Origin of the sequence: Leifsonia stereocauli, assembly GCF_038432415.1 — a bacterium.
Classification (GTDB): domain Bacteria; phylum Actinomycetota; class Actinomycetes; order Actinomycetales; family Microbacteriaceae; genus Orlajensenia; species Orlajensenia stereocauli.
On the sequence record NZ_JBCAUN010000001.1, the window covers coordinates 446,441 to 472,999 of the forward strand.

The 26,559-nt window shown below is 68.9% G+C and carries 25 protein-coding genes; 12 read left to right on the plus strand and 13 right to left on the minus strand.

The features are described 5' to 3' along the window. Position 1 precedes the first annotated feature (1 nt). From fdxA to AADV74_RS02295, 4 genes are all read left to right on the plus strand, one after another. Positions 2–322 carry a ferredoxin gene (gene fdxA / locus AADV74_RS02280; protein WP_055901208.1) on the plus strand — a complete coding sequence of 107 codons (321 nt, stop codon included), beginning with the start codon at positions 2–4 and terminating at the stop codon, positions 320–322. Between the two features lie 13 nt (positions 323–335). Further along, the gene (dapC, locus tag AADV74_RS02285; protein ID WP_342111412.1) at positions 336–1,439 is read left to right on the plus strand and encodes a succinyldiaminopimelate transaminase; all 1,104 of its coding nucleotides are present in this window, start codon (positions 336–338) and stop codon (positions 1,437–1,439) included. A gap of 158 nt (positions 1,440–1,597) precedes the next feature. Then, complete coding sequence (locus tag AADV74_RS02290) at positions 1,598–2,899, plus strand: citrate synthase (RefSeq protein WP_342111414.1); 1,302 nt, start codon at positions 1,598–1,600, stop codon at positions 2,897–2,899. A gap of 31 nt (positions 2,900–2,930) precedes the next feature. Further along, entirely contained in the window at positions 2,931–3,557 is a 627-nt protein-coding gene (locus tag AADV74_RS02295; protein ID WP_342111416.1) for a hypothetical protein, read from the plus strand. A gap of 78 nt (positions 3,558–3,635) precedes the next feature. On the opposite strand, the gene AADV74_RS02300 is transcribed toward AADV74_RS02295, so the two are convergent. From AADV74_RS02300 to dapD, 3 genes are all read right to left on the minus strand, one after another. Continuing rightward, positions 3,636–5,249 (minus strand): MFS transporter, encoded by a 1,614-nt coding sequence (locus AADV74_RS02300; protein WP_342111417.1) that lies wholly within the window; start codon positions 5,247–5,249, stop codon positions 3,636–3,638. 103 nt (positions 5,250–5,352) lie between these two features. After that, complete coding sequence (locus AADV74_RS02305) at positions 5,353–7,914, minus strand: penicillin acylase family protein (RefSeq protein WP_342111419.1); 2,562 nt, start codon at positions 7,912–7,914, stop codon at positions 5,353–5,355. A gap of 155 nt (positions 7,915–8,069) precedes the next feature. Next, positions 8,070–9,032 (minus strand): 2,3,4,5-tetrahydropyridine-2,6-dicarboxylate N-succinyltransferase, encoded by a 963-nt coding sequence (dapD, locus tag AADV74_RS02310; protein WP_342111421.1) that lies wholly within the window; start codon positions 9,030–9,032, stop codon positions 8,070–8,072. Between the two features lie 56 nt (positions 9,033–9,088). Between dapD and dapE the strand changes: the two genes are divergently transcribed. The 3 genes from dapE to AADV74_RS02325 all read left to right on the plus strand — a co-directional run bounded on the left by dapE (position 9,089) and on the right by AADV74_RS02325 (position 11,698). Beyond that, the gene (dapE, locus tag AADV74_RS02315) at positions 9,089–10,186 is read left to right on the plus strand and encodes a succinyl-diaminopimelate desuccinylase (protein WP_342111422.1); all 1,098 of its coding nucleotides are present in this window, start codon (positions 9,089–9,091) and stop codon (positions 10,184–10,186) included. Then, positions 10,168–11,421 carry a hypothetical protein gene (locus tag AADV74_RS02320; protein ID WP_342111424.1) on the plus strand — a complete coding sequence of 418 codons (1,254 nt, stop codon included), beginning with the start codon at positions 10,168–10,170 and terminating at the stop codon, positions 11,419–11,421. The genes dapE and AADV74_RS02320 overlap by 19 nt, the downstream gene beginning before the upstream one ends. 103 nt (positions 11,422–11,524) lie before the next feature. After that, positions 11,525–11,698: a DUF3117 domain-containing protein gene (locus AADV74_RS02325; RefSeq protein WP_082467399.1), complete on the plus strand. Its 174-nt coding sequence runs from the start codon at positions 11,525–11,527 to the stop codon at positions 11,696–11,698. 177 nt (positions 11,699–11,875) lie between these two features. Here AADV74_RS02325 and AADV74_RS02330 read toward each other — a convergent pair whose 3' ends face one another. Next, a complete protein-coding gene (locus tag AADV74_RS02330) occupies positions 11,876–12,508 on the minus strand; it encodes an O-methyltransferase (protein WP_342111428.1) in 633 nt (210 codons plus the stop codon). 83 nt (positions 12,509–12,591) lie between these two features. Between AADV74_RS02330 and AADV74_RS16900 the strand changes: the two genes are divergently transcribed. After that, positions 12,592–13,077, plus strand: coding sequence for a twin-arginine translocase TatA/TatE family subunit (locus tag AADV74_RS16900; RefSeq protein WP_425287238.1), 486 nt, complete (start codon positions 12,592–12,594; stop codon positions 13,075–13,077). 91 nt (positions 13,078–13,168) lie between these two features. Here AADV74_RS16900 and AADV74_RS02340 read toward each other — a convergent pair whose 3' ends face one another. Beyond that, positions 13,169–14,719, minus strand: coding sequence for a succinic semialdehyde dehydrogenase (locus tag AADV74_RS02340; RefSeq protein ID WP_342111430.1), 1,551 nt, complete (start codon positions 14,717–14,719; stop codon positions 13,169–13,171). Positions 14,720–14,876: 157 nt separating this feature from the next. Here AADV74_RS02340 and AADV74_RS02345 point away from each other — a divergent pair, with 157 nt between their 5' ends. Continuing rightward, positions 14,877–16,304, plus strand: coding sequence for an MFS transporter (locus tag AADV74_RS02345; RefSeq protein WP_342111432.1), 1,428 nt, complete (start codon positions 14,877–14,879; stop codon positions 16,302–16,304). Between the two features lie 4 nt (positions 16,305–16,308). Beyond that, entirely contained in the window at positions 16,309–17,796 is a 1,488-nt protein-coding gene (locus AADV74_RS02350) for a pyridoxal phosphate-dependent decarboxylase family protein (RefSeq protein ID WP_342111434.1), read from the plus strand. Positions 17,797–17,799: 3 nt separating this feature from the next. Here AADV74_RS02350 and AADV74_RS02355 read toward each other — a convergent pair whose 3' ends face one another. Genes AADV74_RS02355 through AADV74_RS02370 form a run of 4 tightly spaced genes read right to left on the minus strand, consistent with a single transcriptional unit; the run spans position 17,800 to position 21,772 of the window. Continuing rightward, entirely contained in the window at positions 17,800–18,681 is an 882-nt protein-coding gene (locus AADV74_RS02355; RefSeq protein ID WP_342111435.1) for a hypothetical protein, read from the minus strand. Positions 18,682–18,725: 44 nt separating this feature from the next. Next, positions 18,726–19,913, minus strand: a complete 1,188-nt coding sequence (locus AADV74_RS02360; protein ID WP_342111437.1) for an Mrp/NBP35 family ATP-binding protein — start codon at positions 19,911–19,913, stop codon at positions 18,726–18,728. Then, complete coding sequence (locus AADV74_RS02365) at positions 19,903–20,439, minus strand: DUF1003 domain-containing protein (protein ID WP_342111439.1); 537 nt, start codon at positions 20,437–20,439, stop codon at positions 19,903–19,905. The genes AADV74_RS02360 and AADV74_RS02365 overlap by 11 nt, the downstream gene beginning before the upstream one ends. After that, complete coding sequence (locus AADV74_RS02370) at positions 20,426–21,772, minus strand: magnesium transporter MgtE N-terminal domain-containing protein (RefSeq protein ID WP_342111441.1); 1,347 nt, start codon at positions 21,770–21,772, stop codon at positions 20,426–20,428. The genes AADV74_RS02365 and AADV74_RS02370 overlap by 14 nt, the downstream gene beginning before the upstream one ends. 93 nt (positions 21,773–21,865) lie before the next feature. Between AADV74_RS02370 and AADV74_RS02375 the strand changes: the two genes are divergently transcribed. Further along, entirely contained in the window at positions 21,866–22,456 is a 591-nt protein-coding gene (locus tag AADV74_RS02375) for a YflT domain-containing protein (protein WP_342111443.1), read from the plus strand. A gap of 1 nt (position 22,457) precedes the next feature. On the opposite strand, the gene AADV74_RS02380 is transcribed toward AADV74_RS02375, so the two are convergent. The 4 genes from AADV74_RS02380 to AADV74_RS02395 all read right to left on the minus strand — a co-directional run bounded on the left by AADV74_RS02380 (position 22,458) and on the right by AADV74_RS02395 (position 25,903). After that, a complete protein-coding gene (locus tag AADV74_RS02380) occupies positions 22,458–24,044 on the minus strand; it encodes an aminopeptidase P family protein (RefSeq protein ID WP_342111444.1) in 1,587 nt (528 codons plus the stop codon). A 62-nt stretch (positions 24,045–24,106) separates the two neighbouring features. After that, entirely contained in the window at positions 24,107–25,138 is a 1,032-nt protein-coding gene (locus AADV74_RS02385; RefSeq protein WP_342111446.1) for an endonuclease/exonuclease/phosphatase family protein, read from the minus strand. A 60-nt stretch (positions 25,139–25,198) separates the two neighbouring features. Beyond that, complete coding sequence (locus AADV74_RS02390) at positions 25,199–25,588, minus strand: MmcQ/YjbR family DNA-binding protein (RefSeq protein ID WP_342111447.1); 390 nt, start codon at positions 25,586–25,588, stop codon at positions 25,199–25,201. A gap of 87 nt (positions 25,589–25,675) precedes the next feature. Further along, the gene (locus AADV74_RS02395; protein ID WP_342111449.1) at positions 25,676–25,903 is read right to left on the minus strand and encodes an RNA-binding S4 domain-containing protein; all 228 of its coding nucleotides are present in this window, start codon (positions 25,901–25,903) and stop codon (positions 25,676–25,678) included. 142 nt (positions 25,904–26,045) lie between these two features. Between AADV74_RS02395 and AADV74_RS02400 the strand changes: the two genes are divergently transcribed. After that, positions 26,046–26,528: a DUF1801 domain-containing protein gene (locus AADV74_RS02400; RefSeq protein WP_342111450.1), complete on the plus strand. Its 483-nt coding sequence runs from the start codon at positions 26,046–26,048 to the stop codon at positions 26,526–26,528. Positions 26,529–26,559 lie beyond the last annotated feature (31 nt).

Below are 26,559 nucleotides of genomic sequence, written 5' to 3' on the forward strand. Positions count from 1 at the left end.
TGTGACCTATGTGATCGCTCTTCCCTGCGTGGACGTCAAGGACCGCGCCTGCATCGACGAATGCCCCGTCGACTGCATCTACGAGGGCGAACGCTCGCTGTACATCCACCCCGATGAGTGCGTGGACTGCGGAGCCTGCGAGCCGGTCTGCCCCGTCGAGGCGATCTACTACGAGGACGACCTGCCCGAGCAGTGGGCCGACTACTACAAGGCCAACGTCGAGTTCTTCGACGACATCGGATCCCCCGGTGGAGCGGCCAAGATCGGCGTGATCCCGAAGGATCACCCCGTCATCCTGGCGCTGCCGCCCCAGGCCCACTAGAGCCGGCGCGCGTGTGCTGAAGCCGCTGCCCGACTACCCCTGGGAGTCCATGGCGCCGTTCGCCGAGCTCGCTCGTCGTCATGCCGACGGGATCGTCGACCTGTCGATCGGGTCACCGGTCGATCCGACTCCCGCTGTCATCCGCGATGCCCTCGCCGCGGCGACGGATGCCCACGCCTACCCGCTCACGGTAGGCACGCCGGCGCTGCGTCAGGCCATCGTGGACTGGTTCGAACGTCGCCGCGGAGTCACCGGACTGACTGAGCGCAACGTGCTGCCGACCATCGGCTCCAAAGAGCTCGTCGCCCTGCTGCCGTTCATGCTCGGCGTCTCCGAGGGCGATGTGGTGGTGCACCCACGGGCCGCGTACCCGACGTACGCCATCGGCGCAGCGCTGGCGGGGGCCGAGGCTCTCGCCTCCGACGACCCGGCCGAGTGGCCGGAGGGCACGAAGCTCGTCTGGCTCAACTCCCCGGGCAACCCCGACGGTCGTGTTCTCACCGTCGAAGCCCTGCAGGCAGCCGTCGCCCGGGCTCGCGAGCTCGGCGCCGTCATCGTGAGCGACGAGTGCTACGCCGAGCTCGGCTGGGACGCCCCGTGGAGCGACGAGCGCATCCCGAGCATCCTCGACCCGCGGGTGATCGGCCAGAACCGGCGCGGAACCCTCGCCATCTACTCGCTCAGCAAGCAGTCCAACATGGCCGGATACCGAGCCGCCTTCGTGGCAGGATGCGGCGACATCGTCGCCCAGCTCACCACCGTGCGCAAGCATGCGGGTCTCATGGTGCCGGCGCCCCTTCAGGAGGCGATGGTGGCGGCCCTCGCAGACGACGACCACGTGGACCACCAGCGCGAGCTCTATCGGGCCCGTCGGGCCGTGCTGCTGCCGGCAGTGCGGGCCGCGGGCTTCCGCGTCGATGCCAGCGAGGCCGGCCTCTACCTGTGGGCGACCGAGGGCCGCGACGCCTGGGAGAGCATCGATAGGCTCGCACGCCTCGGCATCCTGGCCGGCCCCGGCCACTTCTACGGCGACATCTATCCCGAGCATGTGCGCTTCTCGCTCACGGCGACGGATGAGCGAATCGCGGCTGCTGCCGAGCGCCTCTCCGTTCACTGAGGGACCAATCTGTCGCATCCGTCAACGGATGCCGCCCCCCTTTGGCCGATGCGACAGTATGCCGCCGTGCCGATTAGGCTGTATGCGGGGTTCTCACGGGTGCTTCACAGAGCACTGTCGTGTTCCCCGCCATGATCTTCAAGCGCTCAGGAGGCGATGTGGGCACCGAGGCACAGGACGGCCAGTCACAGAAGGCTGTACTCAGCTACCCGGGCGGTCAGGCCGAATTCCCGATCCTGCCGAGCGCAGACGGGGCATCGAGCATCGACTTCTCGACGCTGACGAAGCAGACCGGCCTGACGAGCCTCGACTACGGGTTCGTGAACACGGCGGCCACGAAGTCGGCGATCACGTACATCGACGGTGACGCCGGCATCCTCCGCTACCGCGGTTACCCGATCGAGCAGGTCGCGAAGAACGCCACGTTCCTCGAGACGGCTTGGCTTCTCATCTACGGCGAGCTGCCGACGGCGAGCGAGCTGAGCGACTTCGACAACCGCATCCGTCGCCACACGCTCCTCCACGAGGACCTCAAGAAGTTCTTCGGCGCGCTCCCGCACGACGCTCACCCGATGTCGGTGCTGTCGAGCGGCGTCTCTGCGCTGTCGACCTACTACCAGGACTCGCTGAACCCGAAGAACCCGGAGCACGTCGAGCTCGCCACAGTGCGCCTGCTCGCGAAGCTCCCGGTGATGGCGGCGTACGCCCACAAGAAGTCGATCGGCCAGGCCTTCCTGTACCCGGACAACTCGCTGAGCTTCGTCGACAACTTCCTCAAGCTCAACTTCGGCAACCTCGCCGAGATCTACGAGGTGAACCCCGTGGTCTCGCAGGCCCTCGAGCGGCTGCTCATCCTGCACGAGGACCACGAGCAGAACGCCTCGACCTCGACGGTGCGCCTGGTCGGCTCGACCGAGGCCAACCTGTTCGCCTCGGTGTCCGCAGGCATCAACGCCCTCTTCGGCCCCCTGCACGGCGGTGCCAACGAGGCCGTCCTCACGATGCTCGCCGAGATCCGCGACTCCGGCGAGGGCGTCGCGCGCTACGTGGAGCGGGTGAAGAACAAGGAGGCCGGAGTGCGCCTCATGGGCTTCGGTCACCGCGTCTACAAGAACTACGACCCGCGCGCCAAGCTCGTCAAGGAGAGCGCGGATGCCGTGCTCGAGGCTCTCGGAGTGCAGGACCCGCTGCTCGACATCGCCAAGGAGCTCGAGCAGATAGCGCTCGAGGACGATTACTTCAAGGAGCGAAGGCTCTACCCGAACGTCGACTTCTACACCGGTGTCATCTACAAGGCGATGGGCTTCCCGACGCGGATGTTCACAGTGCTGTTCGCCATCGGTCGCCTTCCGGGCTGGATCGGCCACTGGCGCGAGATGAACGAGGATCCGCAGACCAAGATCGGCCGCCCGCAGCAGCTCTACACGGGTTCGGTCGAGCGCGACTGGCCGATCCGCTGATCCACTCGCAAGGCCAGGAGACGAGAACACCATGCCCCAGCTGATCACCGAGGACGACCTCCAGAAGCTCGACGAGAGCTACGAGGAGATCGTGGACCTTCCCGATGACCTCGCCGAGGCCGGCGACGAGATCCCGCTCTCTCCCGATGAGCACCGCGAGATGGCCGACGTCATCGAGGCGTGGGCCACCGACACTGCCGCCTACACCCTCGGCGGCGAGCTCACGGCTCCGCTGCTGCTGCTCATCGCGGCCGAGCACAGGCACGCCGCCGGCGACACCGAGCACGCGCACAGGCTGGCCGGCCAGGCACGCGATCACGCCGATGCCGAGCCGTTCGAGGCCCACCCGACCTTCATCGAGTTCGCCCTCGTCGCCGGAGACGGCGAGACGGCTGCCGCCCTCGCGGCCGAGGTGCTCGATGCCCGTCCTGTCGATCTGGCCTTCTACACGATGATCGGCGAGTCCTACGAGGACAACGGCGACGAGGCCACCGCCGAGCGCTGGTACACCCTCGGTCTCGAGATGATGGCGAGCACCGAGAACACCGACGACCCCGAGTACCTCGGGCTGCTCATCAGCCGCTCCATGCTGCGTCGCGATCTCGGCCTGCCCCTCGACGACTTCGATCAGCAGCTCGAGCGGTTCACCGAGGACTGAGCTCCCGCGCTGCGCAGCGCGGTTCGCTGACGGTTCAACCGGCGAGGCGGTTCGATCGGTTCGACCGGCTAGACCGGTTCAGCCTGCGCGCGCTGCCTTCGGCGTGCGCTCCGGCACCGTCGACGGGATTCCACGCGAGAACAGCAGCGACAGGAACGCGATGACGATGAGACCGAAGAAGGCGACGCGGAGCGACGACACCTGGGCCCCGCTGTAGATCGTCGTGAGGCTCGCGGCATCCGTCGTCGACAGTCCCGCCTCCTGGGCCACGGTGTCGACAGTGGAGGCCGGGATGATCTGCACGCCGCTCTCCGTTCGCTCGGAGATGGTGCTCTTCACGTCGGGTGGCAGTTCACTGCCGGCCACACCCGCCGCGAACGACGTCGACAGTGCGCCGATGAGCACCGAGCCGATGAGCGCTGTTCCGAGCGACGAGCCGAGGTTCTGGAACACGCCCTGCAGTCCGCCCACCTCGCTGGTCTGCTCGGCCGGAACGCTCGACATGTTGACGTTTCCGAGCTGCGACGCGAGCAGGCCGAGAGCCGAGCCCGCCGTGAACATCCCGATGCCGAAGATGACGCTGCGCAGGTCGTCGGAGACCGAGGCGAGCAGGATGACGGCGCTGAAGACGAGGATCACCTGGCCAGTACGCACGATGCGCCGTGGTGACCAGCGCTTCGAGAGCACGGTTCCGACGAACGAGAAGAGGATGAGGGAGACCGACAGCGGGAAGATCTTGATCCCCGTCTCGAGGGCGTCGAGGCCGAGCGTCATCTGCAGGTAGACCGGCACCATGAAGAACAGGCCGGCCGTGATGGCGTACTGGGCGCCGAGCACCGACAGGCCGCTCCGCAGCTGGGTGATCGAGAACATCGAGACCTGCAGCAGCGGCGGTCGGCCGGCGTCGACGAGCCGCCGCTGGCGGACGAAGAACGCCCAGAGCAGGAGGGCGCCGATGAGGATCAGCCAGGCGGAGGGAGAGATGCCGAAAGGCGCGATCGGGACGCCGTTGATCTCCGGGGGAGCGAGCGGGATGATCCAGCCCCACACCTTGCTCTGGAGCATGCCGAAGACGAGCAGCACGAGGCCGGCGGCAGAGAGCAGCACGCTCGGGACGTCGATGCGCACGGCCCGCGGCGGGGTGGCATCCGTGATCAATCGGGAGAAGAGCACCACGACGGCCATGATGACGACCTCGGCCACGAAGACGTAGCGCCAGTTGAGGTAGGTCGTGACGAAGCCGCCGATGAGCGGGCCGGCCGCGACTGCGGCACCGGAGACGGCACCGATGATGGCGTAGGCGGTCGCGCGTGCAGCGCCGGTGTAGTTGTCGGCGATGAGCGCGGCGATGGCGGGAATGACGAGCACGGCGCCGAGGCCCTCGATCACCGACCATCCGAGGAACAGGAAGCCGATGTTCGGCGCGAGCGCAGTGATGAGGGAGCCGATGGCGTAGACGATCGAGCCCACCACGAAGGCCCGTCGTCGACCCCAGACGTCTCCGAGCTTGGCACCCAGCAGCATGACCGATGCCATGGTGAGCGTGTAGAACGTGATGGCGGCCTGCATGGCCGAGACTGTGGTGTCGAGGTCTTCCACGACAGTGGAGATCGATACGTTCATGACGGTGCCGTCGAGCACCATGACGAACTGCGCAGCACCGAGGATGATCACGACGGACCACTTCTTCACGAACCGTACCTGGCTTCCCGAGCTGGTGCTCCCGGTCAGTATGGCAGCGCAGGGCACCGGGCGGCGAGAGCCGGGATTCCGCGCGTCGCGACGACCGGGGAGCCTACTGCTTCGCCTTCAGCACCAGGGTGTCCTTCGCGGACTTCTCGACCGCCGACGGCGTGAACTTCCACGGGCGGGTGCGGTGAGTCTGCCAGAGCGGAGTCTGATCGTCATAGTTCGGGTGGAACGCGTGGCCTGATGCCCCGGTCAGGTTGACCCAGGTCGAATCGTTGAAGTCGGCCAGGCTGATCACCTGGCGCATCGACGGAACCCAGTGCACGTCGTAGCTGCTCTCCTGGGCGTCCCAGCCGACGGCGTTCACCACGGAGGAGCTGCCGCCGACGGAGTAGGGTCCGCGGTTGAACAGCCACTCGATGGGGGCTATGCCCGATTCGCCGAAGCTGGCGTGGGTGAGTTGGAGGGTGTGCAGGCTGCCCCACGACCAGCGTTCCGGATCTGTGCCCATCGACTCGATGCCCTCGTCGTAGGCCTTCTCGGCTGCGTAGGCGAGCATCGCGTCGCGCCCCTCGACGCCGAGTTTCTCGTTCGTCCACCACGGGGACTCCGGCTCGTCGAGCAGCGACCCGACGACGCCGAACCACCTGTCGCCGCCGGCGGGCTTGGTGCCCTCAGGGAGCTTGTCGTCGAACATCGCGCCGAGGAGGTGCCGCCAGGTCATGTTGAAGTAGGCGGCTGCCGCGCTGTCGACGTCGTCGCGGTGGTCCCACTTCGCGAGCAGTGCCGCGCCCTTCCTCGCGTCGCCGGACAGCTTCAGCTTCGCGATGATCGGGGCCAGGGCCACGGCGTTCAGGTCGGTGTTGTCGGCCTGGATCGAGTCCATGGTCTTCACCGTGATCTTCTTCTTCGCCGCGACCACGTCCTGCAGGCGGGTCGTGATCTGCTGGGCCCTGTAGCCCAGGTCCCAGTCCTTCGTGATGAGCGAGGGGTAGTCCTGACCGACGGCGGCGTTGTTCGCCGTGACGATCAGGCCGCTGGCCGGATTCAGCAGGCTGGGCAGCGAACCGAAGGGGATGAATCCGCTCCAGCCGTTGCCACTCGTCCAGCCGGGCAGCGGAACGGTCCCGTCGCCGGCCTTGCGCACCGGGATGAGCCCGGGCGCCTGATAGCCGATGTTGCCGTCGACATCGGCGTAGAGCAGGTTCTGCGACGGCACGTCGAACACCGCGGCCGCAGCCCGGAAATCGTCCCAGCTTCTGGCCCTGTCGAGGGCGAAGATGGACGAGGCCGTTCGACCGGGCGTCAGGGCGGTCCACTGCAGCGAGAGCTGGTAGTCGCCTTCCGGCAGATCTGCGGATGCCGGATAGTCGGCCGCGATCGTGCCGAAGGCGTCTGTGATCCCGGTGACGAGCGGGCCGCGTCCGGTCGCGCGGATCTCGATGTCGACGGGATCGCCGCCGGCCACGGTGATGGTCTCGGTGTGCGAGCGCAGGGCGACCTGAGCTCCGTCGAGCTCGTACTCGTCGCCCGAGACCTTCTCCAGGTAGAGGTCGGCGACGTCGGGCCCGAGGTTGGTGAAGCCCCACGCGACCTTGTCGTTGTGGCCGATGATCACGCCGGGCACTCCGGAGAAGCTGTACCCGGCGACGGCGAACGGACATTGCGTCGTCACCTCGACGCAGCGCAGGCCCACCTGGTACCAGACCGAGGGCATCACCGCACCGAGGTGGGGGTCGTTGGCGAGGATGGGCGCCTCGGTGTCGGTGAGGGCGCCGGATGCGACCCACGAGTTGGAGCCGATCTCGTTGCCGGCCGGCCCGATGAGCTCGGGGAGGGCCGCGAGAGTGCTCTGCAGCTGGCGGAGGACCGGTGCTGCCGCCGTGGCGGCATCCGTCGTCTCATCATTCGACAGGGGAGTCGACGAGACGGATGCCGGAGCCGCGACGGCGCCGCCCACGATCGTCGGGTGCGTGGCGAAGGGGTAGTCGGGGTGCAGTTGCTCCACCTCGGCCGGGCTGAGGGCCGTGGAGAGCAGGGCGCGGTCGATCTCGTCCTCGAGATTCGAGCGCAGGTCCCAGGCCATGGCCTTGAGCCAAGCGAGCGAATCGGCCACGGTCCACTTGTAGGGCGTGTAGTCGGGATTCTGCAGGCCGAGAACGGCGTACTCGAGCGAGATGTCTGCGCCGGAGTGCGACCTCAGATAGGCGTTCACGCCGTCGGCGTAGGCCTGGTAGTAGCTCAGCGTGGTCTCGTCGAGCAGCTCCACCTCCTTCTCGGCGACGGCCCGCCACCCGAGGGTGCGGATGAAGGCGTCGGTGGGCACCTGGCTCTCGCCGAAGAGCTCGGCGAGCCGTCCGCTGGTCACGTGGCGGCGGAAGTCCATCTCCCAGAAGCGGTCCTGGGCCGTCACATAGCCCTGCGCCATGAACAGGTCGGTCGCGGTCTCGGCGACGATCTGCGGGATGCCGGCAGAGTCTCGGTAGACCGTGACGTCGCGGTGCAGCTCGGAGAGGTCGACACGACCCGACATCGTCGGGAAGGACCGCTGGACGGTCCAGACGCCGACGCCCGCGGCGATGACGGCGAGCACGAGCACGCTGACGAGGAGGCCGATCAGCACCCTGATGCCGCGGTGCCTGCTCGTGCGGGGGGAGTCGGTGCCCACGTCACTCCTTCGTGATCATCGCCTATGCAGTCTGGGCAGCCTATCCGCAACCGTGGAGTCGCCGGGGAGGCGATTCGATGAGTCTCGCCCAAGGATGCCCGCCGAACCCCAGACTCATCGGATCGCCTCCCCGGCTTGCGTCGCAAGCGGGGGAGCTAGGCGTGCAGGGCCTCGTTCAGCAGGATGCCGTGACCACTGCGCGTGAGCACCTCGACGGCGCCGGACACCGAATTGCGGCGGAACAGCAGGTTGGGCACTCCCGAGAGTGTCGCCGCCTTCACGCTGCGCTGGATCGGGTTCGACGGGTCCACCACGACGACCTTGGTGCCCGCGGTGACGTAGAGTCCGGCCTCCACCACCGTGTCGTCGCCGATCGAGATGCCGATGCCCGAATTGGCGCCGAGCAGGGCGCGCTCGCCGATGCTGACCCGCTGGGTTCCGCCGCCCGAGAGGGTGCCCATGATGGAGGCGCCGCCCCCGATGTCGCTGCCGTCGCCCACGACGACGCCCTGCGAGATGCGGCCCTCCACCATGGAGGTGCCGAGGGTTCCCGCGTTGAAGTTCACGAACCCCTCGTGCATGACCGTGGTGCCGGGAGAGAGGTGCGCGCCGAGGCGCACGCGGGAGGCATCCGCGATCCGCACACGCTCGGGCACGACGTAGTCGATGAGCCGCGGGAACTTGTCGAGGCCGACGGCGCTGATTCCGGCGCGCTGCAGCGTCGGGCGGAGGCGCGCGAAGTCGTCGGGGTGCACGGGGCCGGCCGTCGTCCACGCCACGTTCGGCAGGTGTCCGAAGATGCCGTCGAGGTTGAGGGTGTTGGGGGCGACGAGCAGGTGCGAGAGCAGGTGCAGCCGCAGGTACGCGTCTGGAGTCGATGCTGGCGCCGCATCCAGGTCGATCTCGACCGTGACGACCTCGGTGCGCACGTTCCTGCGTTCGTCGGCGCCGCCGGCGTTCTCGAGATCAGGGGGAACGGATGCCGCAGCCGGCCGCACCCCGAGCCGGGGCGCCGGGAACCAGGTGTCGAGCACCGTACCGTCGCCGGCGATGGTGGCGAGGCCGTGACCCCAGGCGGCGCGGGCGGACGAGGGTGCGGAGGCGTCGGTCTCAGGCATGTCCCCCAGCGTAACGGCGGCGGAAGGCCGAGCATCGCGATCAATAGACTGGAGGCATGCCGGTGAACGACGTCTCCACGCCAGTGCTCGACCTGTCGGCTGACGTCGTCGCCATCACGAGGGCCATCTGCGACATCGAGTCGGTCTCAGGTGACGAGACCCCGTTGGCGGATGCCATCGCCACGGCGCTCGCGGGCTACGCGCACCTCGAGGTCATCCGCGACGGCGACACCATCGTGGCCAGAACGAACCTCGGTCGAGACAAGCGCGTGGTGATCGCCGGCCACATCGACACCGTGCCGCTGAAGGACAATCTGCCGACCCGGTTCGAGACCGAGGGCGGAGTCGACTACCTCTGGGGCCGAGGAACGGTCGACATGAAGGGCGGAGTGGCCGTGCAACTCGCCTTGGCGCCCGAGCTCGCAGACCCGATCGTCGACATCACCTGGCTGTTCTACGACGGCGAGGAGGTCTCATCGGACAAGAACGGCCTGGGGCGCCTCGCCCGCAACAGTCCCGAGCTGCTTGAGGGCGACTTCGCGATCCTCGGAGAGCCGAGCAACGCCTCGGTCGAGGGCGGATGCAACGGCACCGTGCGGGTGGAGCTGCGGGCCTTCGGCCAGCGCGCGCACTCCGCGCGTTCGTGGGTGGGCGACAACGCCATCCACAAGGCCGGCCCGCTCCTCGACCGTCTGGCGGCCTACGAGCCGCGCTCGGTCGAGGTCGAAGGCCTCGTCTACAGGGAGGGCCTCAACGCCGTCGGCATCACCGGAGGGGTCGCCGGCAACGTCATCCCCGACGAGGTGATGGTGCACGTGAACTACCGATTCGCTCCGAGCCGCACGGTGGCCGAGGCCATCGAGCACCTGCGCGAGCTGTTCCCCGAGTACGAGCTCACGGTCGTCGACCAGGCCGAGGGCGCCAGGCCCGGTCTCGACGCCGAGCTCGCCCAGGAGTTCCTCGCCGCTGTGGGGGCAGAGGCGAAGCCCAAGTACGGCTGGACCGATGTCGCCCGCTTCAGCGCCCTCGGCATCCCCGCCGTCAACTTCGGCCCCGGCGACCCCTTGCTGGCCCACCACGACCAGGAGCGCGTGCCCGTCGAGCAGATCGCCGAGTGCGCCCGGGCGCTGCGTACATGGCTGAACGGGCGCTGACCCGGGGTTCCGAGCCGCGCGCCTCGGAACGGCCGCAGAAACGGATCCTGCCCATCGCAGTGGTCGTGCGCTGGCGGATCATGCCCTGGTGGCTGCGGGTCGTCATCGTCTACGCAGCTTCGCGTGTGGTGACGACAGTGCTCATGCTCGTGCTCGCCGGCATGCAGGAGGCGAATCCGTGGACGGGCGCGCACCCCGCATACGCCGCCTTCGCCAACATCTGGGACGGCCGCTGGTACGAGATCATCGCCGGCTACGGCTATCCCAGCGAGCTCCCGCTGACGGATGACGGTCACATCGGTGAGAACGCCTGGGCCTTCATGCCCGGATACCCCGCGCTCGTGCGCGTTCTCATGGAGGTCACCGGGCTGCAGTGGAGCGGCCTCGCGGTGTTCGTCTCCGTGATGTTCGGGCTGGGAGCCGCCCTGCTGTTCCACCGTCTGCTGCGCACTCGCCTCGACGCCTCGACGACGCTGTTCGCCGTCACCCTGTTCTGCTTCGCCCCGCTGTCGCCGATACTGCAGGTGGGATACGCGGAGTCGATGTACCTCTTCCTCCTCACCCTCGCACTGCTGCTCCTCGTGCGGCGGCGCTATGGGCTGCTGTTCCCCGTGGTGGCCGTCATGGCGCTCACCCGTCCGAGCGGCCTGGCTTTCGCCCTCGCTCTCGGCCTGCACGTGATGCACCGCTGGTTCACCCGCTCCCGCGACCCGTTCCCGGCACGCGAGATGGTCGCATCCGTCTCCGTCACGGTCTTCACCGGGCTGATGGGCCTGGCCTGGCCGGCTGCCGCCTGGATCGTGACGGGCAGCATCACCGCGTACACCGACACCGAGCTGGCCTGGCGTGCGCCCTACATCGGCTACCAGGAGCTCATCCCGTTCACGGCGTGGTTCCAGAGCGGAGCCTGGTGGCTCGGGTCGCCGACCGGCTACATCGTGGTCTCGGCTCTCATCGTGGGTTTCGGAGCCGCGTTGTTCCTCCCCGCGGTGCGGCGGTTGGGCGTCGACCTGCGGTTCTGGGTGGCGAGCTACGCGCTCTACCTGCTGGCCGTGTTCTTTCCGCAGTCGAGCACCTTCCGGCTGTTGACACCGCTGTTCCCTCTGCTGGGAGCCCTCGCTCAGCCGCGCTCTCGGCTCTACAGGACGGCCCTGGTGCTCGTCTTCGTCGCCCTGCAGTGGGGCTGGCTCTACATCTGCTGGGCCTATATCGGCTACGACTGGAGCCCGCCGTGATGGCACCGCGACGGCCCGGGCGTACTGGGGGCACGGCCGTGATTTCGGATAGTACTCCCAGCAGGGGATAATGGAAGCAGTCTTGCCACGAAAGGGGAACTCAATGGCGGCGATGAAGCCACGTACTGGTGACGGACCGATGGAGGCCGTGAAGGAGGGTCGTCTCATCATCGTTCGCGTTCCACTGGAAGGCGGGGGACGACTGGTCGTCTCCGTCAACGACGCTGAGGCGAAGGAACTGCACGACGCTCTCGAGAAGGTCGTCGCGCCGGTCTAGCCTGCGCACATGTGAAGCTGGTCCGGAGCCGAGAGGCACCGGGCCAGCTCTTTGCGTCTCATCCGCGCTGCGGATGCCTTCGAGGCGCACGCTGTAACGGGTTTGGGCGAGTGCCCGCAGCCGGGACATGTCGGCATGCCGGGTCGACGGATGCAGCCCTGTTGCGCCCGCTCGGGGCTAGGAGAGCAGCTTCGAGATCTGCAGGAGCCCGTCGCCGGCCGGCGACAGTGCGCTCAGCACGGCGGTCGAGCCCGAGATCTCGGTGATCAGCGAGCGGAACCCGCTGGCCACCTCGTCGCGCTGCGCCGGGTCGGCGACGCGTCCGCGCCAGAGTGCGTGCGGAACCAGCACAGTGCCGCCGGGCTTCGCCAGGCGCAGACCGTGCTCGACGTACTCGATGACCGACTGGGGGTCGGCGTCGACGAAGACGACGTCGTAGGAGTTCTCGTTCATGCGGGGGAGCACCTCGCCGGCGCGGCCCGCGATCAGGCGGATGCGGTTGGCGGCGATCCCGGCTTCGAGCAGGTTCGTGCGGGCGTGCTGCTGGTGGTCGACCTCTGAGTCGATCGACGTGAGGGTCGCATCCGGGGCCCCGCGCAGAAGCCATAGGCCTGAGACGCCGACACCGGTGCCGATCTCGACGATCGCCGATGCCGAGTGCGCCGCGGCGATGACGGCTGCCTGTGCTCCGATGGCGGGGGAGATCGGTTCGATGCCCAACTCCAACGACTGCTGACGCGCCTTCGCGATGGATTCGGGCTCGCCGACGATGTCGTCGACGTACTTCCAGTTGAGGTCTTTGTCGGACACGTTAGCTCCCAAGATGATCGATCCCAGCCTAGAGCCGGCCCCGAGCGACGGGAGGATGCCTCGCCGCGGGTTATCCTGATGGCATGTTCGGGCTGACCTTCGAGAAACTCCTCATCATCGGGGTCATCGCCGTGTTCCTGCTCGGACCCGAGCGCCTGCCGCACTACGCGGCACAGCTCGGACGGCTGGTCCGCCAGCTCCGCGACATGGCCAACGGCGCCAAGGATCGCATGCGCGATGAGATGGGCCCCGACTTCGACGACGTCGACTGGAAGAAGCTCGACCCGCGGCAGTACGATCCGCGCCGCATCATCCGCGAGGCCCTGCTCGACGAGGAGCCCGTGGCGACCCCGACGGTGTCGCGCTCGGGCGCACCTGTCGTCGCCACGGCCGGGGCTGCTGGGGGTGCCGCAGTTGGCGGCGTTGCGGGAGGTGCCGCCGTTGGCGGCGTTGCTGGGGCTGGCGCATCCGGGACCATCGGCGTGAATCCGAACTCCGCGTACCTGCAGAAGAAGCGGTCGGCCGAGATGGCGGCCGTGCCCACGCCGTTCGACTCCGAGGCGACCTAGCCTCCGTTCGCATCTGGCGGGGTTTCGGTGCATCGGCGGATGTTCCTGCCACCGCCGAAGCCGTGAAAGTCCGCCGAGTGGCGAATGCGGGTCAGCGCTGGCGGGCGCCCTTCATGACGCGAGCCAGAAGGACCATCGGGCCGGCCATCGCGGAGAACTCGGTGCCGGTGCGTGGGAGCTGCATCAGTCCGGTCGACCGTGACACGGTGACGGCGTCGACGAACCGCAGGAGGCCCTCCCGACCGTTGCGGCGGCCGAGTCCCGACTGCTTGATGCCGCCCATGGGGGCGTCGACCGTCGAGAACGACCCTCTGTAGCCCTCGTTGATGTTCACACTGCCGGCGTCGATCACCGCGGCGACGGCTCGTGCCCGGGAGGCGGACCCACTCATGACGGACGCGTTCAGGCCGTAGTCGGAGTCGTTCACGGCGATCACGGCCTCGTCGTCGGTGTCGACCGTGTAGACCGAGACGACGGGACCGAAGGTCTCGCCTGCGGCACACTCCATGTCGCTGGTCACGTCGGTCAGCACTGTGGGCTCGTAGAAGAACGGGCCGAGGTCGGGTCGGGCCTTGCCGCCGGCGAGGACTGTGGCGCCCTTGGCGACGGCATCATCGACGTGAGCCTGCACGCGAGCGAGCTGGGTCGCGCTGGTGAGCGATCCGACGTCGGTGGAGTAGTCGAAGGCCGAGCCCAGCCGCAGCGACTCCACCCGCGCCGCGAAGGCCTCGGTGAAGGCGCGGGCGACACCACGCTGCACGTAGATGCGCTCGACCGAGACGCAGAGCTGTCCCGCGGAGGCGAAGCATCCGTAGGCCGCATCAGCGGCAGCCTTCAGGGGGTCGACGTCGTCGAGCACGATCATGGCGTTCTTGCCGCCAAGTTCGAGGGAGGCGCCGACGAGCCGCTCGGCCGCCGCGACGGCGACGCGGCGGCCGGTCGCCGTCGAGCCGGTGAAGCAGATGTAGTCGGCGTTGCCTGTGACGGCGCCGCCGATGACGGGCCCGTCTCCCGTGACGATCGACCAGAGCTCTGGAGGGAGTCCGGCATCGACGAATGCGCGGCGGAGAGCGAGCACGCTGAGCGCACCCTGGTCATCGGCCTTCTGCACGACGCCGCAGCCGGCGGCCAGGGCCGGCACGACATCCATGGCCGCGAGGCTGAGCGGGAAGTTCCACGGAGTGATGATGCCGACGACGCCCTTGGCCCTGTAGCGCACCGTGGTGTCGACGATGAGGGGGAGGGCCGAGCGGCGTCGTCCGCCGCGGAGAGCCTTGGCGGCGGAGAGCGCGTTGTAGCGGGTGACCGTTGCCGACTGGAAGACCTCCTCGAATGCCTGCCCGCGGGTCTTGCCCGTCTCGGACTGCAGGATGTCGAGGAGTTCCTCGCGACGCTCGAGGATCAGGTCGTGTGCACGCAGCAACACGGCGCGGCGGGCCGCGAAGCCGGCACGCGCCCACTCCAGCTGTGCGAGACGAGCGCGGGCGAAGGCATCGGCCACATCGTCGGGCGTGCTCACCGGAAGCTCGTGGAGCACTCCACCGGTGAGGGGGGCGATCACTGTCGTCGAGGCGCCAGACGTCGAGCAGACGTCGGCGTCGAGGTCGTTCAGGATCGCGAGATCCGGCATCGTTGCGGGCATTGCGCCATTCTAGGACAACTGTCCCACTTCATCGGCCCCTCTTCGCGGGTCGAATCCTCCGGCGGCTGAGCGCCCGGATGCGGCGGATCCGCCACGAGGTTCACTCACGTTCACCGAGGTGTCGGGAAGCGCCCGAACTGGCGGATACACTGCCGCAATGATCGCAACGCCGCGGGTGCTCACGCGCACCACCGTCGCCGGGTATGCCGCCGGATCCCTCGGAACCGGAGGCTTCGCCACGCTGCCGGGACTCGTGCTGGTGTTCTACCTCACGGACACTCTCGGAGTCGCCGCCCTTCTGGCCGGCCTGCTCGTCACTCTCGCCAAGGTGTGGGACGTTCTGATCGACCCGCTCATCGGAGCGTGGAGTGATCGCTGGCTTCTGCGTACGGGAAGCCGCCGTGGGTTCATGCTGCTCGGGGCATGCACGCTGCCGTTGTTCTTCGTGCTCACCTTCTCGGTGCCGGCATCGCTGCCGCCGCTCGCCGCCGGCATCTGGGTGTTCGTCGCCTTCCTGCTCACAGCCACCTCCTTCAGCCTGTTCCAGGTGCCGTACATCGCGCTCCCGGCCGAGATCGCCGACAGCTACGACCAGCGCACGCGTCTGCTCACCTGGCGCGTCGTCGTGCTCACCCTGGCGATCCTCCTCTTCGGGGCCGGGGGACCGGCGCTCCGCACGGTCACCGACGACGAGTACGTCGGCTACGTCGTGATGGCCGTCGTTGCGGGGGTCGTGATCGGCCTCGGAATGCTCGTCGCCGTGTTCGTGTCGGTTCCGCGACGTGCACGGGGTTCCAGCGCTGCAGAGACGGCGACGGATGCGGCATCCGCGACCTCGCCCGACAGGGTCTCGCTCCGTCGCTACTACGCCGAGGGCTTCAGTGCGCTGCGTCGGAGCCAGCCGTTCCGCGCACTGCTCGCCACCTTCCTGCTGCAGGGCCTCGCGACCGGACTCATGCTCGCCGCGGCGAACTACGTCGCGGTCTGGGTGCTCGACTCGGAGGACGCGCTCACCTTCCTCTTCGTCGCCCTCATCGCTCCGGCACTGCTGTTCGCGCCGCTCTGGGGCGTGATCGCACGTCGGATCGGCAAGGAGCGCAGCTACCTCTACGCGAGCATCCTCTACGGCATCGCGGCCTTCTCGCTGATCGGCATGCTGTGGGCGCCGGGCAGCTGGGTCTACCTGCCCGTCGCACTGGCCGGAGCCGGCTACGCCGGGATGCAGTCGCTTCCGATGGCGATGCTCCCCGACGTCATCTCGCACGACGCCGCCACGGCCGGGCCAGGACGAGCAGGCACCTTCGGCGGCATGTGGACGGCCGGAGAGACCACGGGCATGGCCCTCGGCGCGACGGCACTGTCGATCGTGCTCGCAATCACGGGCTACGTGCAGTCATCGGGTGCCGAGGTGGTCACCCAACCCGCATCCGCCGTCGCCGGAATCGTCGTGAGCTTCAGCGTCGTTCCGGCCGTCATCATCCTCACGAGCCTCATGACCCTCCGCGGCTACAGCCTGCGCAGGGCAGACATCGACCTCCTCGGTTCGTCGAGCTCCGACGAACTCGCACCACAGACAGGACAGTGAACGCGTGACCGCCTTCGCCCAGAACCCGACAGACATCCTCGACCGACTGGCGGAACTCCGTCGAGCGGATGCCCCGACCCACGGTGGGCGCGTGCTCTCCTACGTCTACGACTCGGGGCTGGCCGAGCTCGACGAGCTCGCAGCAGCCGCGATCCGAGCCGTGCAACCGCTGAACGGCCTCGACCCCACAACCTTCAGCTCGATCGCTGTCATGGAGCGCGAGCTCATCGGCTTCGCCCGCGAGGTGCTCCACGGTGACACCGACGTCGTCGGGACGATCACCACGGGCGGCACCGAGAGCTGCCTGCTCGCCGTGAAGACAGCGCGCGACGTCTGGCGTGCGGCCGGCGGCACCGGCGTTCCCCGGCTGCTCGCCGCGACGACGGTTCACGCGGCGTTCCACAAGGCGGCACACTACTTCGGCCTCGAGCTCGACCTGGTGCCCGTCGACCCGGCGACGGGAGCTCCGGCCGTTGACGCGATCGCCGCTCGACTGGACCCATCCGTCGCCCTCGTGGTCGTGAGTGCGCCCTCGTACCCGACCGCAACCTTCGACCCCATCGCCGAGGTCGCAGCCCTCGCCGCCGAGCGCGGTGTCGCCTGCCACGTCGACGCCTGCATCGGCGGCTTCGCGCTGCCGTGGTGGCGTGGGGGAGGCCTGCCGGCGTGGGACTTCAGACTGCCGGGAGTCACCAGCATCTCGGCCGACCTGCACAAGTACGGCTACGCGCCGAAGGGCGCATCCGTGCTGCTGCAGCGTGGACGCGACAGGCAGCGTATGCAGTACTTCGCCACGACGCGCTGGATGGGCTACCCGGTCGTCAACCCGACCATGCTCGGCTCCAAATCCGCCGCTCCTCTCGCTGCGGCGTGGGCGATCGTGAACGCGTTGGGCCCGGCCGGCTTCGCCCAGCTCACTGCGACAGCCGAGCGCGCCACCGTCGCTCTCGTTGCCGTGGTGAACGGCATCGAGGGCCTGCGCGTGGTCGGTGACCCCGTCGGTCCGCTGTTCGCGGCGGCGGTCGACGAGAGCGTTCCGGCCGACCGTCGGGTCGACCCGCACCGGTGGGCGGATGCCGTTCGCCAGCACGGTTTCATCATCCAGCTGCAGCCAGGGCTCAGCCAGGCCGACGGCACTCGGGTGCCCCACTCGACGCACCTCACGATCACGCCGGTGACCGAGGCGCAGCTGCCCGCGCTCACTGAGGCCCTCGTGGCCGCCGCAGATGAGGTGCGCGGGATGCCGCAGGCGTCGGCCGACGGCATCCTCGAGGCGCTCGGCCCGGTGCTCGAGGGCTTCGGCGGCACGCTGCCGGACTCGGAGCAGGCTGCCGGGCTGCTCGCCGCGGTGGGCATCGGCGCCGATGGAGCCGGCCTCCCGTCGGAGCTGGCGCCGCTTCTCGCCCTCATCGAGGCGCTCCCGCCGGCGCTGGCCGAGCGCCTGCTGACCGAGTTGCTGGCGCGGCTGGTGGAACCGGTGGTGGCCGGTTGACCCTCAGTCGCCGCAGACCGTCGTGATGTACGTGTAGACCTGCGCCTTCACTGACGGCGGCAAGGGCAGCAGGTAACGACCCTCTCGGCCCGTCGAGGTGGTCGCATCGATCACGAGCACGGTGCCGACCTTGTCGTCGGCCAAGGCGTGCGGATCGCAGCGGGTCGGCCGCATCGCCAGGGTCACATTGCGCACATCGGATGCGGCATCAGCGGTGAAGCCGAGCGGCCAGCCGTCGGCGCCATCCGCCGGTGACATCAGGGTGGTCGACCGCACGCCCGTGAAGGTCGCGCTCCCGTCTGCGCCCGTGGACGTGAACGTCAGATCGATGAAGGCCTGGGCGTCGGAGCCCGTCCCCTCGACGCGGAGTGCCGTGGGCGGGGCCACTGTCACGACGGCATCGACGTCGTGCACGAGGCAGCCTTCGCGCAGCAGGCGGTCGACGGTCTGGTTCGGGTCGGTCGGCACGAGCGACAGCTCTGTCGGCGCGGCGTCGGGGGAGCCATCCGTCACCGTCAGCTCGATGGTTCCGATCTCGCCGGTGCCGTCGGCCGCTGCGGCGTCGCAGGCGAGGGGCGGGATGGGCGCCCGCAGGTCTATGCGCTGCCCGGAGACCAGCGTCACAGGGTCGCCGGTGCGCGCGGCGGTTTCTGCGAACCGCGGAGAGGAGTACACGGCGTCGAGAATGGTGAGAGGCTCGGGCCCGGTGTTGGTGATCGCCATCGAGAACACCCCGCGGGTGTAGTCGGTGCGACCCTGCACGACGGCGGCCTCGACGCTGAACGGCGCGGATGGCGGCGTCTGGGCGGTTGTGGAAGCGGGCGTCGATCCGTCGGCGCACCCGGCGAGAACCGACCCCGCCAGCACGACGAGGAGCGCAGCCATGGCGCGAAGGAGGGGGCTGCGGCGCGCTCGGTTCATACTGTCTGCTACCGCGGCGAGAAGGGGAGCTGGCGCCCGGCCAGGCTGCGTGAGCGGGTGGCCAGGGAATCGGCGACAGCCCGGATGGCGAGGCTGGCCGGCTCTTCCGGATGGGCGAGCACGACGGGCTCGCCGGTGTCGCCACCGCTCCGCAGCGCGATGCTGAGCGGGATCTGCGCGAGCAGCGGCACCTCGGCTCCGGTCGACGACAGTCGTCGGGCCACCTCGGCTCCGCCACCGGAACCGAACAGCTCGAGCACGCTGCCGTCCGGCTGGGGGAGTCCCGACATGTTCTCGATCACGCCGTAGACGTGCTGACCGGTCTGGCGGGCGACGAGGGCGCTGCGCTCGGCGACGTCGGCAGCGGCCGGCTGCGGGGTCGTCACGACGATCACCTCGGCGTGCGGCAGCAGCTGTCCGATGGAGATGGCGACATCGCCGGTGCCGGGCGGCAGGTCGAGCAGCAGGACGTCGAGGTCGCCGAAATAGACGTCGGTGAGGAACTGCTGGATGGTGCGGTGCAGCATCGGCCCGCGCCAGGCGACGGCGACACCGGCGCCGTCGGCTCCAGGCTCGACGAACATGCCGATGGAGATGACCTTCACCCCGTGCGCGACGGGCGGCAGGATCATCTCGCCCACCTGCGTCGGGCGCGTCGCGCGCTGGGCGCCCGTGGCGGCATCCGTCTCGACGAGTCCGAGGATGCCCGGAATCGAGAAGCCGTGCACGTCGGCGTCCACGATGCCGACCCGCAGTCCCGACTCGGCGAGGGCGACGGCGAGATTGGCCGTGAGAGTCGACTTGCCGACGCCGCCCTTGCCACTCGTCACGAGGTAGACCCTGGTGAGCGACTCCGCCGTGAACGGGATGCCGCGCTTCGCCTTGCCGCCGCGCAGCTTCTCGGTGAGCGCGGTCCGCTCCTCACGCGTCATGATCGTGACGTCGACGGATGCGAACCCGGGTCCGACCACGGCCTCGGCGGCCGCGAGCACGTCGCGCTCGATGCGGTCAGCGGCCGGGCAGCCGACGATGGTCAGCTTGATGCCGACATCGACGCCGCCGTCGGCGCGCGCGACGACCCCGCCCACCATGTCGAGCTCGGTGATGGGCTTGCGGATCTCGGGGTCGATGACGCTCGCGAGCGCGGCCAGCACGCGGCCCTCGAGAGCTGCACCGGTGGACGCGTCAGCGGGCATCCGGGTCGGCGTTCGTCGTCGCGTCGTCGCGGTCGTCCGTGCGCTCGTCGAGCTGCTCGAGGAGGGCGCGGAGCTCGGAGCGGATGAAGTCCTTCGATGCCATGTCGCGCATGGCGAGCCTCAGGGCGACGACTTCGCGGGCGAGGTACTCGGTGTCGGCGAGGTTGCGCTCGGAGCGCTGGCGGTCCTGCTCGATCTGCACGCGGTCGCGGTCGTCCTGGCGGTTCTGCGCCAACAGGATGAGGGGTGCGGCGTACGAGGCCTGCAGTGAGAGCACGAGCGTCAGGGCGATGAAGCCGAGTGCGATGGAGTCGAAGCGCCAGGGCTCGGGAGCGAGCGTGTTCCATGCCATCCAGGCGATGACGAAGAGGGAGAGGCCGAGCAGGAACCAGGGAGTGCCCATGCCGCGGGCGACGCCCTCGGTGAACCGCCCGAAGCGGTCTTTGGAGGCGCGGTTGCGCTTCGCGGAGTTGCGCAGTCCCTTCGGGGCGTCGAGACGCTGGTCGGATCGGCTAGCGCGTGCCATCGGCGTTCCTCCTTCCGTTCTTCTGAGGCTGGCCCTGGATCGGGATGCTGCCCGTCTTCAGCTGCGCTCGAGCGGCTGCGCGTCTCGAGACGTGGTCGTCGTCGGCGTGAGATCGCCAGTCGTCGGGGAGCAGGTAGTCGAGGATGTCGTCAATGGTCACCACCCCGACGAGGCGATGGTTGTCGTCGACAACCGGAACCGACACGAGGTTGTAGCTCGCCAGGATGCGCGAGACCTCGGCCGCGGATGCGTCGACGGTTACGGGTTCGAGACCCTGGTCGAGCAGCGTGCCGAGGCGTTCGTGCGGGGGATAGCGCAGCATCCGCTGGAAGTGCACCATGCCGAGGAATCGGCCCGTCGGCGGCTCGAACGGCGGAAGCGTCACGCAGACCGCGGCGCCGATGGCGGGGGCGAGTTCATGGCGACGGATGAGCGCGAGCCCCTCCGCCACGGTCGCATCGGCCGAGACGATGATCGGCTCGGTGGTCATGAGGCCGCCAGCGGTGTCGGGCGCGTAGCTGAGAAGCATGCGCACGTCGTCGGCCTCTTCGGGCTCCATGAGCTCGAGCAGGTGCTCGCCGCGCGCCTCAGGCAGCTGCGCGATGAGGTCGGCTGCGTCGTCGGGCTGCATCTGGTCGAGGACGTCGGCGGCGCGGTCGTCGTCGAGGCGGCCGATGATCTCGACCTGGTCGCTCTCGGGCATCTCCTCGAGGACGTCGGCGAGCCTGCCGTCCGACAGCTCCTCGGCGACCTCGTGCCGGCGTTCCTGCGGCAGGTCGAGCAGGGTGTTCGCCAGGTCGGCCGGCTTCATCTCGGAATAGGTGGCGATCAGCTGCTCAGCGGACTGCGCCTCGCCGACGACGGCGCTCTCGCGCACCTCGCGCCAGCTCACGAAGGCCGTGGTGCCCTTGGCGAAGGGGGAGCCGCCGCTCTTGGGGCGTCGCACGAAGAGCTGGCTGACCTGCCACTCGTTCGGAGCGGCTTCCTCGATGGCCACGTCCTCGACGATGGCCTCGCCCGAGCCGTCGGCGAACAGCACGCGACGGCCGAGCATCTCGGCGATCACGCGCACCTCGCCGCCGCGTTGCTCGAAGCGGCGCACGTTGATGAGTCCGGTGGTGATGATCTGGCCGGCGCTGATGCTGGTGACGCGTCCGATGGAGACGAAGACGCGGCGCTTGCCCGGAATCTCGACGATCAGGCCGACGACAGTGGGGGCGTCAGCCCGTCGATAGACCACGAGCACATCGCGCACCTTGCCGACCCGGTCGCCTGCGGGGTCGAAGACGGCGCACCCGGCCAGCCGGGCGACGAACACTCTCGTGGCACTCACGAGACAAATCTATGCCCTCGCGCTCCACTAGGCCGCCGCCGCTCGCGTTCGTGCTCCCAGCTCGTCGTCGTGGCGCATGGGAGAATCGAGAGCATGAGCAACCAGAATCCCTTCGCTGGTCGCCGACCGGCCGCGTCGCCCGTGCTGCCGCGTGGCGAGATCGTGGCGACCTACGAGACCTACGCCGAGGCCCAGGACGCCGTGGCCGTGCTGGCGCGCGCCGACTTCCCGGTGAAGCTCCTCTCCATCGTCGGCAACGACCTGAAGACGGTCGAGAACGTCACCGGACGCATGACCTATGCGCGCGCGGCGCTCGCAGGAGCGGCATCCGGAGCCTGGCTCGGCGTCTTCTTCGGTCTCCTGATGTTCATCTTCGTGGCGACGGGCGTCAACCTCGCGCTGGTGGTGGCCGCAGTGCTGATCGGTGCCGGATTCGGCATGCTGTTCGGCATCGTGACCTACAGCGTCAATCGCCGGCGCCGCGACTTCACCTCGACAATGCAGGTGATCGCCTCGAACTACCAGGTGATCGTCGACGGCGAGTTGGTCAACCGCGCGCGCAATGTGCTCTCGGGGGCCGCGGATGCTGCGGCCACCGACGCCGTCGTCGAGACGCAGCCGGAACCGGGGTTCGGCGATCCGCTGCCGGTGGACCCGGGCGTGGACGAGCCGCGCCCGACCTGATTCAGCCGCGCTTCGCGGCCATCCACGCCTCGACCTCGTCGGCCGTGCGGGGGATGCCAGCCGAGAGGTTCTCGGCGCCGTCGGCCGTCACCAGGATGTCGTCTTCGATGCGCACGCCGATTCCTCGGAACTCGGCAGGAACCGTGAGGTCGTCGGTCTGGAAGTAGAGGCCGGGCTCGATGGTGAAGACCATGCCCTCCTCGACCACGCCGTCCTTGTACATCTCGCGCCGGGCCTGTGCGCAGTCGTGCACGTCGATGCCGAGGTGGTGGCTGGTGCCGTGCACCATGTAACGGCGGTGGTGCTCGTTGTCAGGCTTCAGCGCCTCCTCGGCGCTCACGGGCAGGAAGCCCCACTCGGCCGTGCGCTTCGCGATGACCTCCATGGCGGCGGCGTGCACGTCGCGGAAGACGATGCCCGGGCGCACGATGGCGAAGGCGGCATCCGCTGCCTCGCGCACGGCCTCGTAGACGAGCCGCTGCTCCGCGCTGAACTCGCCGCTGATCGGCAGGGTGCGGGTGATGTCGGCGGTGTAGAGGCTGTCGACCTCGACGCCGGCGTCGAGGAGGATCAGCTCGCCCGGCTTCACGGCGCCGTCGTTGCGGGTCCAGTGCAGGATCGTCGCGTGGGCTCCGGATGCCGCGATCGTGTCGTAGCCGACGGTGTTGCCGTCGAGCCTGGCCCGGGTGTTGAAGACGCCCTCGACGATGCGCTCGCCTCGCTGCACCGAGGTGGCGCGCTCGAGCTCGCCCAGCACGTCCTCGAAGCCGCGCTGCGTAGCGTCGACCGCGAGGCGCATCTGCTCGATCTCGTAGGAGTCCTTCACGAGCCGCATCTCGCTGAGCACCTCGGCGAGCTTGGCGTCAGGAGCGTGCTCGGAGCCGACCTCGATGCTGAACGCGCTGTCCGACGCGTTCGTGGAGAGCGCCTGCTCGGCTGCGAAGCGCAGACGAGCGTCATCCACGTGCTCTGCGATGGCGGCATCCGCCTCGCGCACCACGAGGGTGGCCGTGTCGACGGAACGGATGACGGCATCGAAGGCGGCGATGCCGCTCGTGGTCACGGCGAGGTCGCCGGAGACCTGGGCGAGGGAGGGTCGAGGGCCGATCCAGAACTCGCCGATCTCGGGGTTCGCGTAGAACTCGTCGGAGTCGCGCCCGGCGCGCTCACGGAAGTACAGGGTGACGTCGTGTCCGCCGGCCGTGGGCTCGAACACCAGCACCGCACCGGGCTCGGAGTCGGACCCCCAGCCGGTCAGGTAGGAGAAGGCCGAGTGCGCCCGGAAGGCGTAGTCGGTGTCGTTCGAGCGCTGCTTGGGGCTGCCGGCCGGAATGATCAGGCGCTGCCCGGGGAACGCGGCCGAGACGCGCGCGCGACGCTCCGCGGCGAAGGACGCCTGCTCACGGGCGGGCGGCACCGACTCGACGCGTTCGGCCCACTGGCCGCCGATATACGCCTTGAATCCCTCGGAACCCGGCGTCGTCGACCTGTTCGACGTGGCGCGGGGCGCCTCGGTGGTCGCGTCGGGCGTCTCGGCGAGGCCGGTCTCGGGGCGGGCGGATACAGAGGTGTCAGTGCTCGTGGCCATGCGTCCATTCTCGCACCGCTGGCTGGGCGCGTGGGGAGGAGAACCCGCCGGCACCGCCGCGTTCAGGAGCGCCTGAGCGTGGCCAGGACGGGCCTGTGGTCGCTGCCCAGCTCGTCGAGGCTCGTGATCACCTCGAAGGAGGTCGCCGTCCATCCCGAGGTCGCCATGATGTGGTCGATGGGGGCGCCGAGGGGCATGGGGATGTCGCTCGGCCAGGTGCCGAGGGCGGCGGCGTCGTTCGCGGCGGCGGCGTCATGGCAGGCGCCGAGCTCGCCGCCATCCGTTCCGCGTCCGATCATGTGATCGAGGGTGGCATTGAAGTCGCCGGCCATGATCACGTCGCTGCCGGAGGTGCACTGGGCCGCGAGCCAGTCGAGGTCGCTGCGCCAGTTCGTCATCTCGCCGCGCAGGGGCGAGACGGCGTGCACCGCCACGATCGTGGGGCCATCGCCTGAGTCCGGCGTGGCGACCACTGTCGGCGACACGTTCGTGTTGCCGGGCGGCCCCGTGCCGCCGGCCGACTCGACCGTGTACTCGCCGAGGTCGGGGCTGATCAGCACAGCGGTCGAGCGGGCCTCGTAGATCTCGCTGAACGAGAGGCCGAGCGCCCACATCGGGCTGCCGCCCGCTCGCATGAGTTCGGCGACCTCGGTGGCGAAGGCGTCGGTCGTCTCCGGAAGCGACACGATGTCGGCCCCGCGATCGAGGGCGAGCTTGGCCACCTGGTCGGCGCCGGGGGAGCCGCCGAGGGTGTTCCAGCTGAGCACGGTGATGGTCTCGGCCGATGACGTCTGGGCGGCGGATGCCGGCTGCTGGGTGAAGCCGCGCACACCGAGGATGCCGGCATTCGCAATGGCGAAGGCCAGAAGCACGACGCCGAGCACCACGGCCGTGCGGCGGAGCGCACGCACCAGGGCGAGGAGCGACAGCACGATCACGACGACGATCGCGCCGATGGCCATCAGGGCGCGGAAGGCGATGAGCTGGGCGACGATGAGCTGATCCTGCAGCCCGAAGAGTGCCGGCCACACCAGCACGAGCGCGACGACAGCGGCAGCGAGGGCGACGACGGGGGCGACGAGACGGGCGACCATGGCCAGCTCACCCTAGGCGAGAAGGCTGGGCGGATGCCTCAGCCACGCGCGAGCGACACGCTAGGAGCCGAGGTCGTCGAGCTCGCGCCGCAGGTACCTCGGGGCCTGCACGCGCCACGCATCCGTCACGAGCTCGACGAGATGGTCCTCGTCGATACCGGCCATGCGGAATGCGATCTTCGGCTCGCCCCAGGCAGTCGTGGTGCGCAGGAAGACGTCGGGCGCCATGTCGACGAGGGCGAGCGCGTCCAGGCGATCGGCGACCTTCACCCCGACGACGAGCTCGGCCGCGATTGTCTCGCGTATGTCTGCCGGAATGCTGGGCCAGGGATGGCACTCCCACGCGTACAGCTTGCCGCGAACGAACCATGCGGCGCCGCCCGTCGTCGCGCGCTCCTCGCTACCGGGCAACCCGACAGCGATCCGGCGCAGGTCGTCAAGGGTGGCCATGGTGTGAACCTATACCGCACCACCGACGGGGAGGCACCAGGCAGGCTGTGCGGGTGGGCACCCTGACCTCCGTCTCCATGGCCGACATCACGGGCAGACGCGCACCGTGCGTCCACCGAAGCTGACCACGTCTCCGAGCTTCAGCTGCCGTCCGCGTCGCAGATCCACCTCGCCGTTCACTGTCACATAGCCGTTGACGATGGCCTCTTTGACGTCTCCACCGGAGTCGAGGAGCCCAGCGAACTTCAGGAACTGCCCGAGGCGGATGGACTCGCCGCCGATCGGGACGTCGTCGGTGGGAGCTGGGTTGGTCATCCCCGAATGGTAGTCGTCCAGGTATGGGCCCCGACGCCGATCCTCGGTCACGACTGCGGACGGCATCCGGTAGCGCGGATGCTGCTGCCTCGGTACCGTGGCCACGTGATCGGGATCGATCTGGAGCGAGGCGGAGTTCAGGATGGCCAGCAGAGAGAAGGACTCGGGCGTCTCAGACGATTCGGCGGACGGCGGGGTGATCTCGCCGTTGCCGGTGGCGATGACCGGGAGGGCGAGCCCCGCGAAAGCGGCCGTCGGCGACGAGCCGGTGTTCGCCTACATCGCGAGCCTTCCGCAACCACAGCGGAGTATCGCCGAGACCGTTGATGCGCTGGCCGCCGAGACTCTGCCCGACCTCCACAGGGCCGTCAAGTGGGGTATGGCCTACTACGGGGTCGGCGAGGGGTGGTGCTTCAGCTGCGGCGGTTTCGCCGGCGACGTGAAGCTGATGTTCATCAACGGAGCGACGGTGCTCGATCCCGTGCCGCCGGTGACCCCGGTGGGAATGGGGAAAGCGACGCGGGGCGTGGAATTCACCTCCGTGGACGACATCGACCGAGGTCGGATCGCCGCATGGATGAGACAGGTCACGTCTGTTCCCGGCATGGGCGGCAAGAGGCGCTGAACCCGCGCGACGACGGTCCGCGGCGGACGAC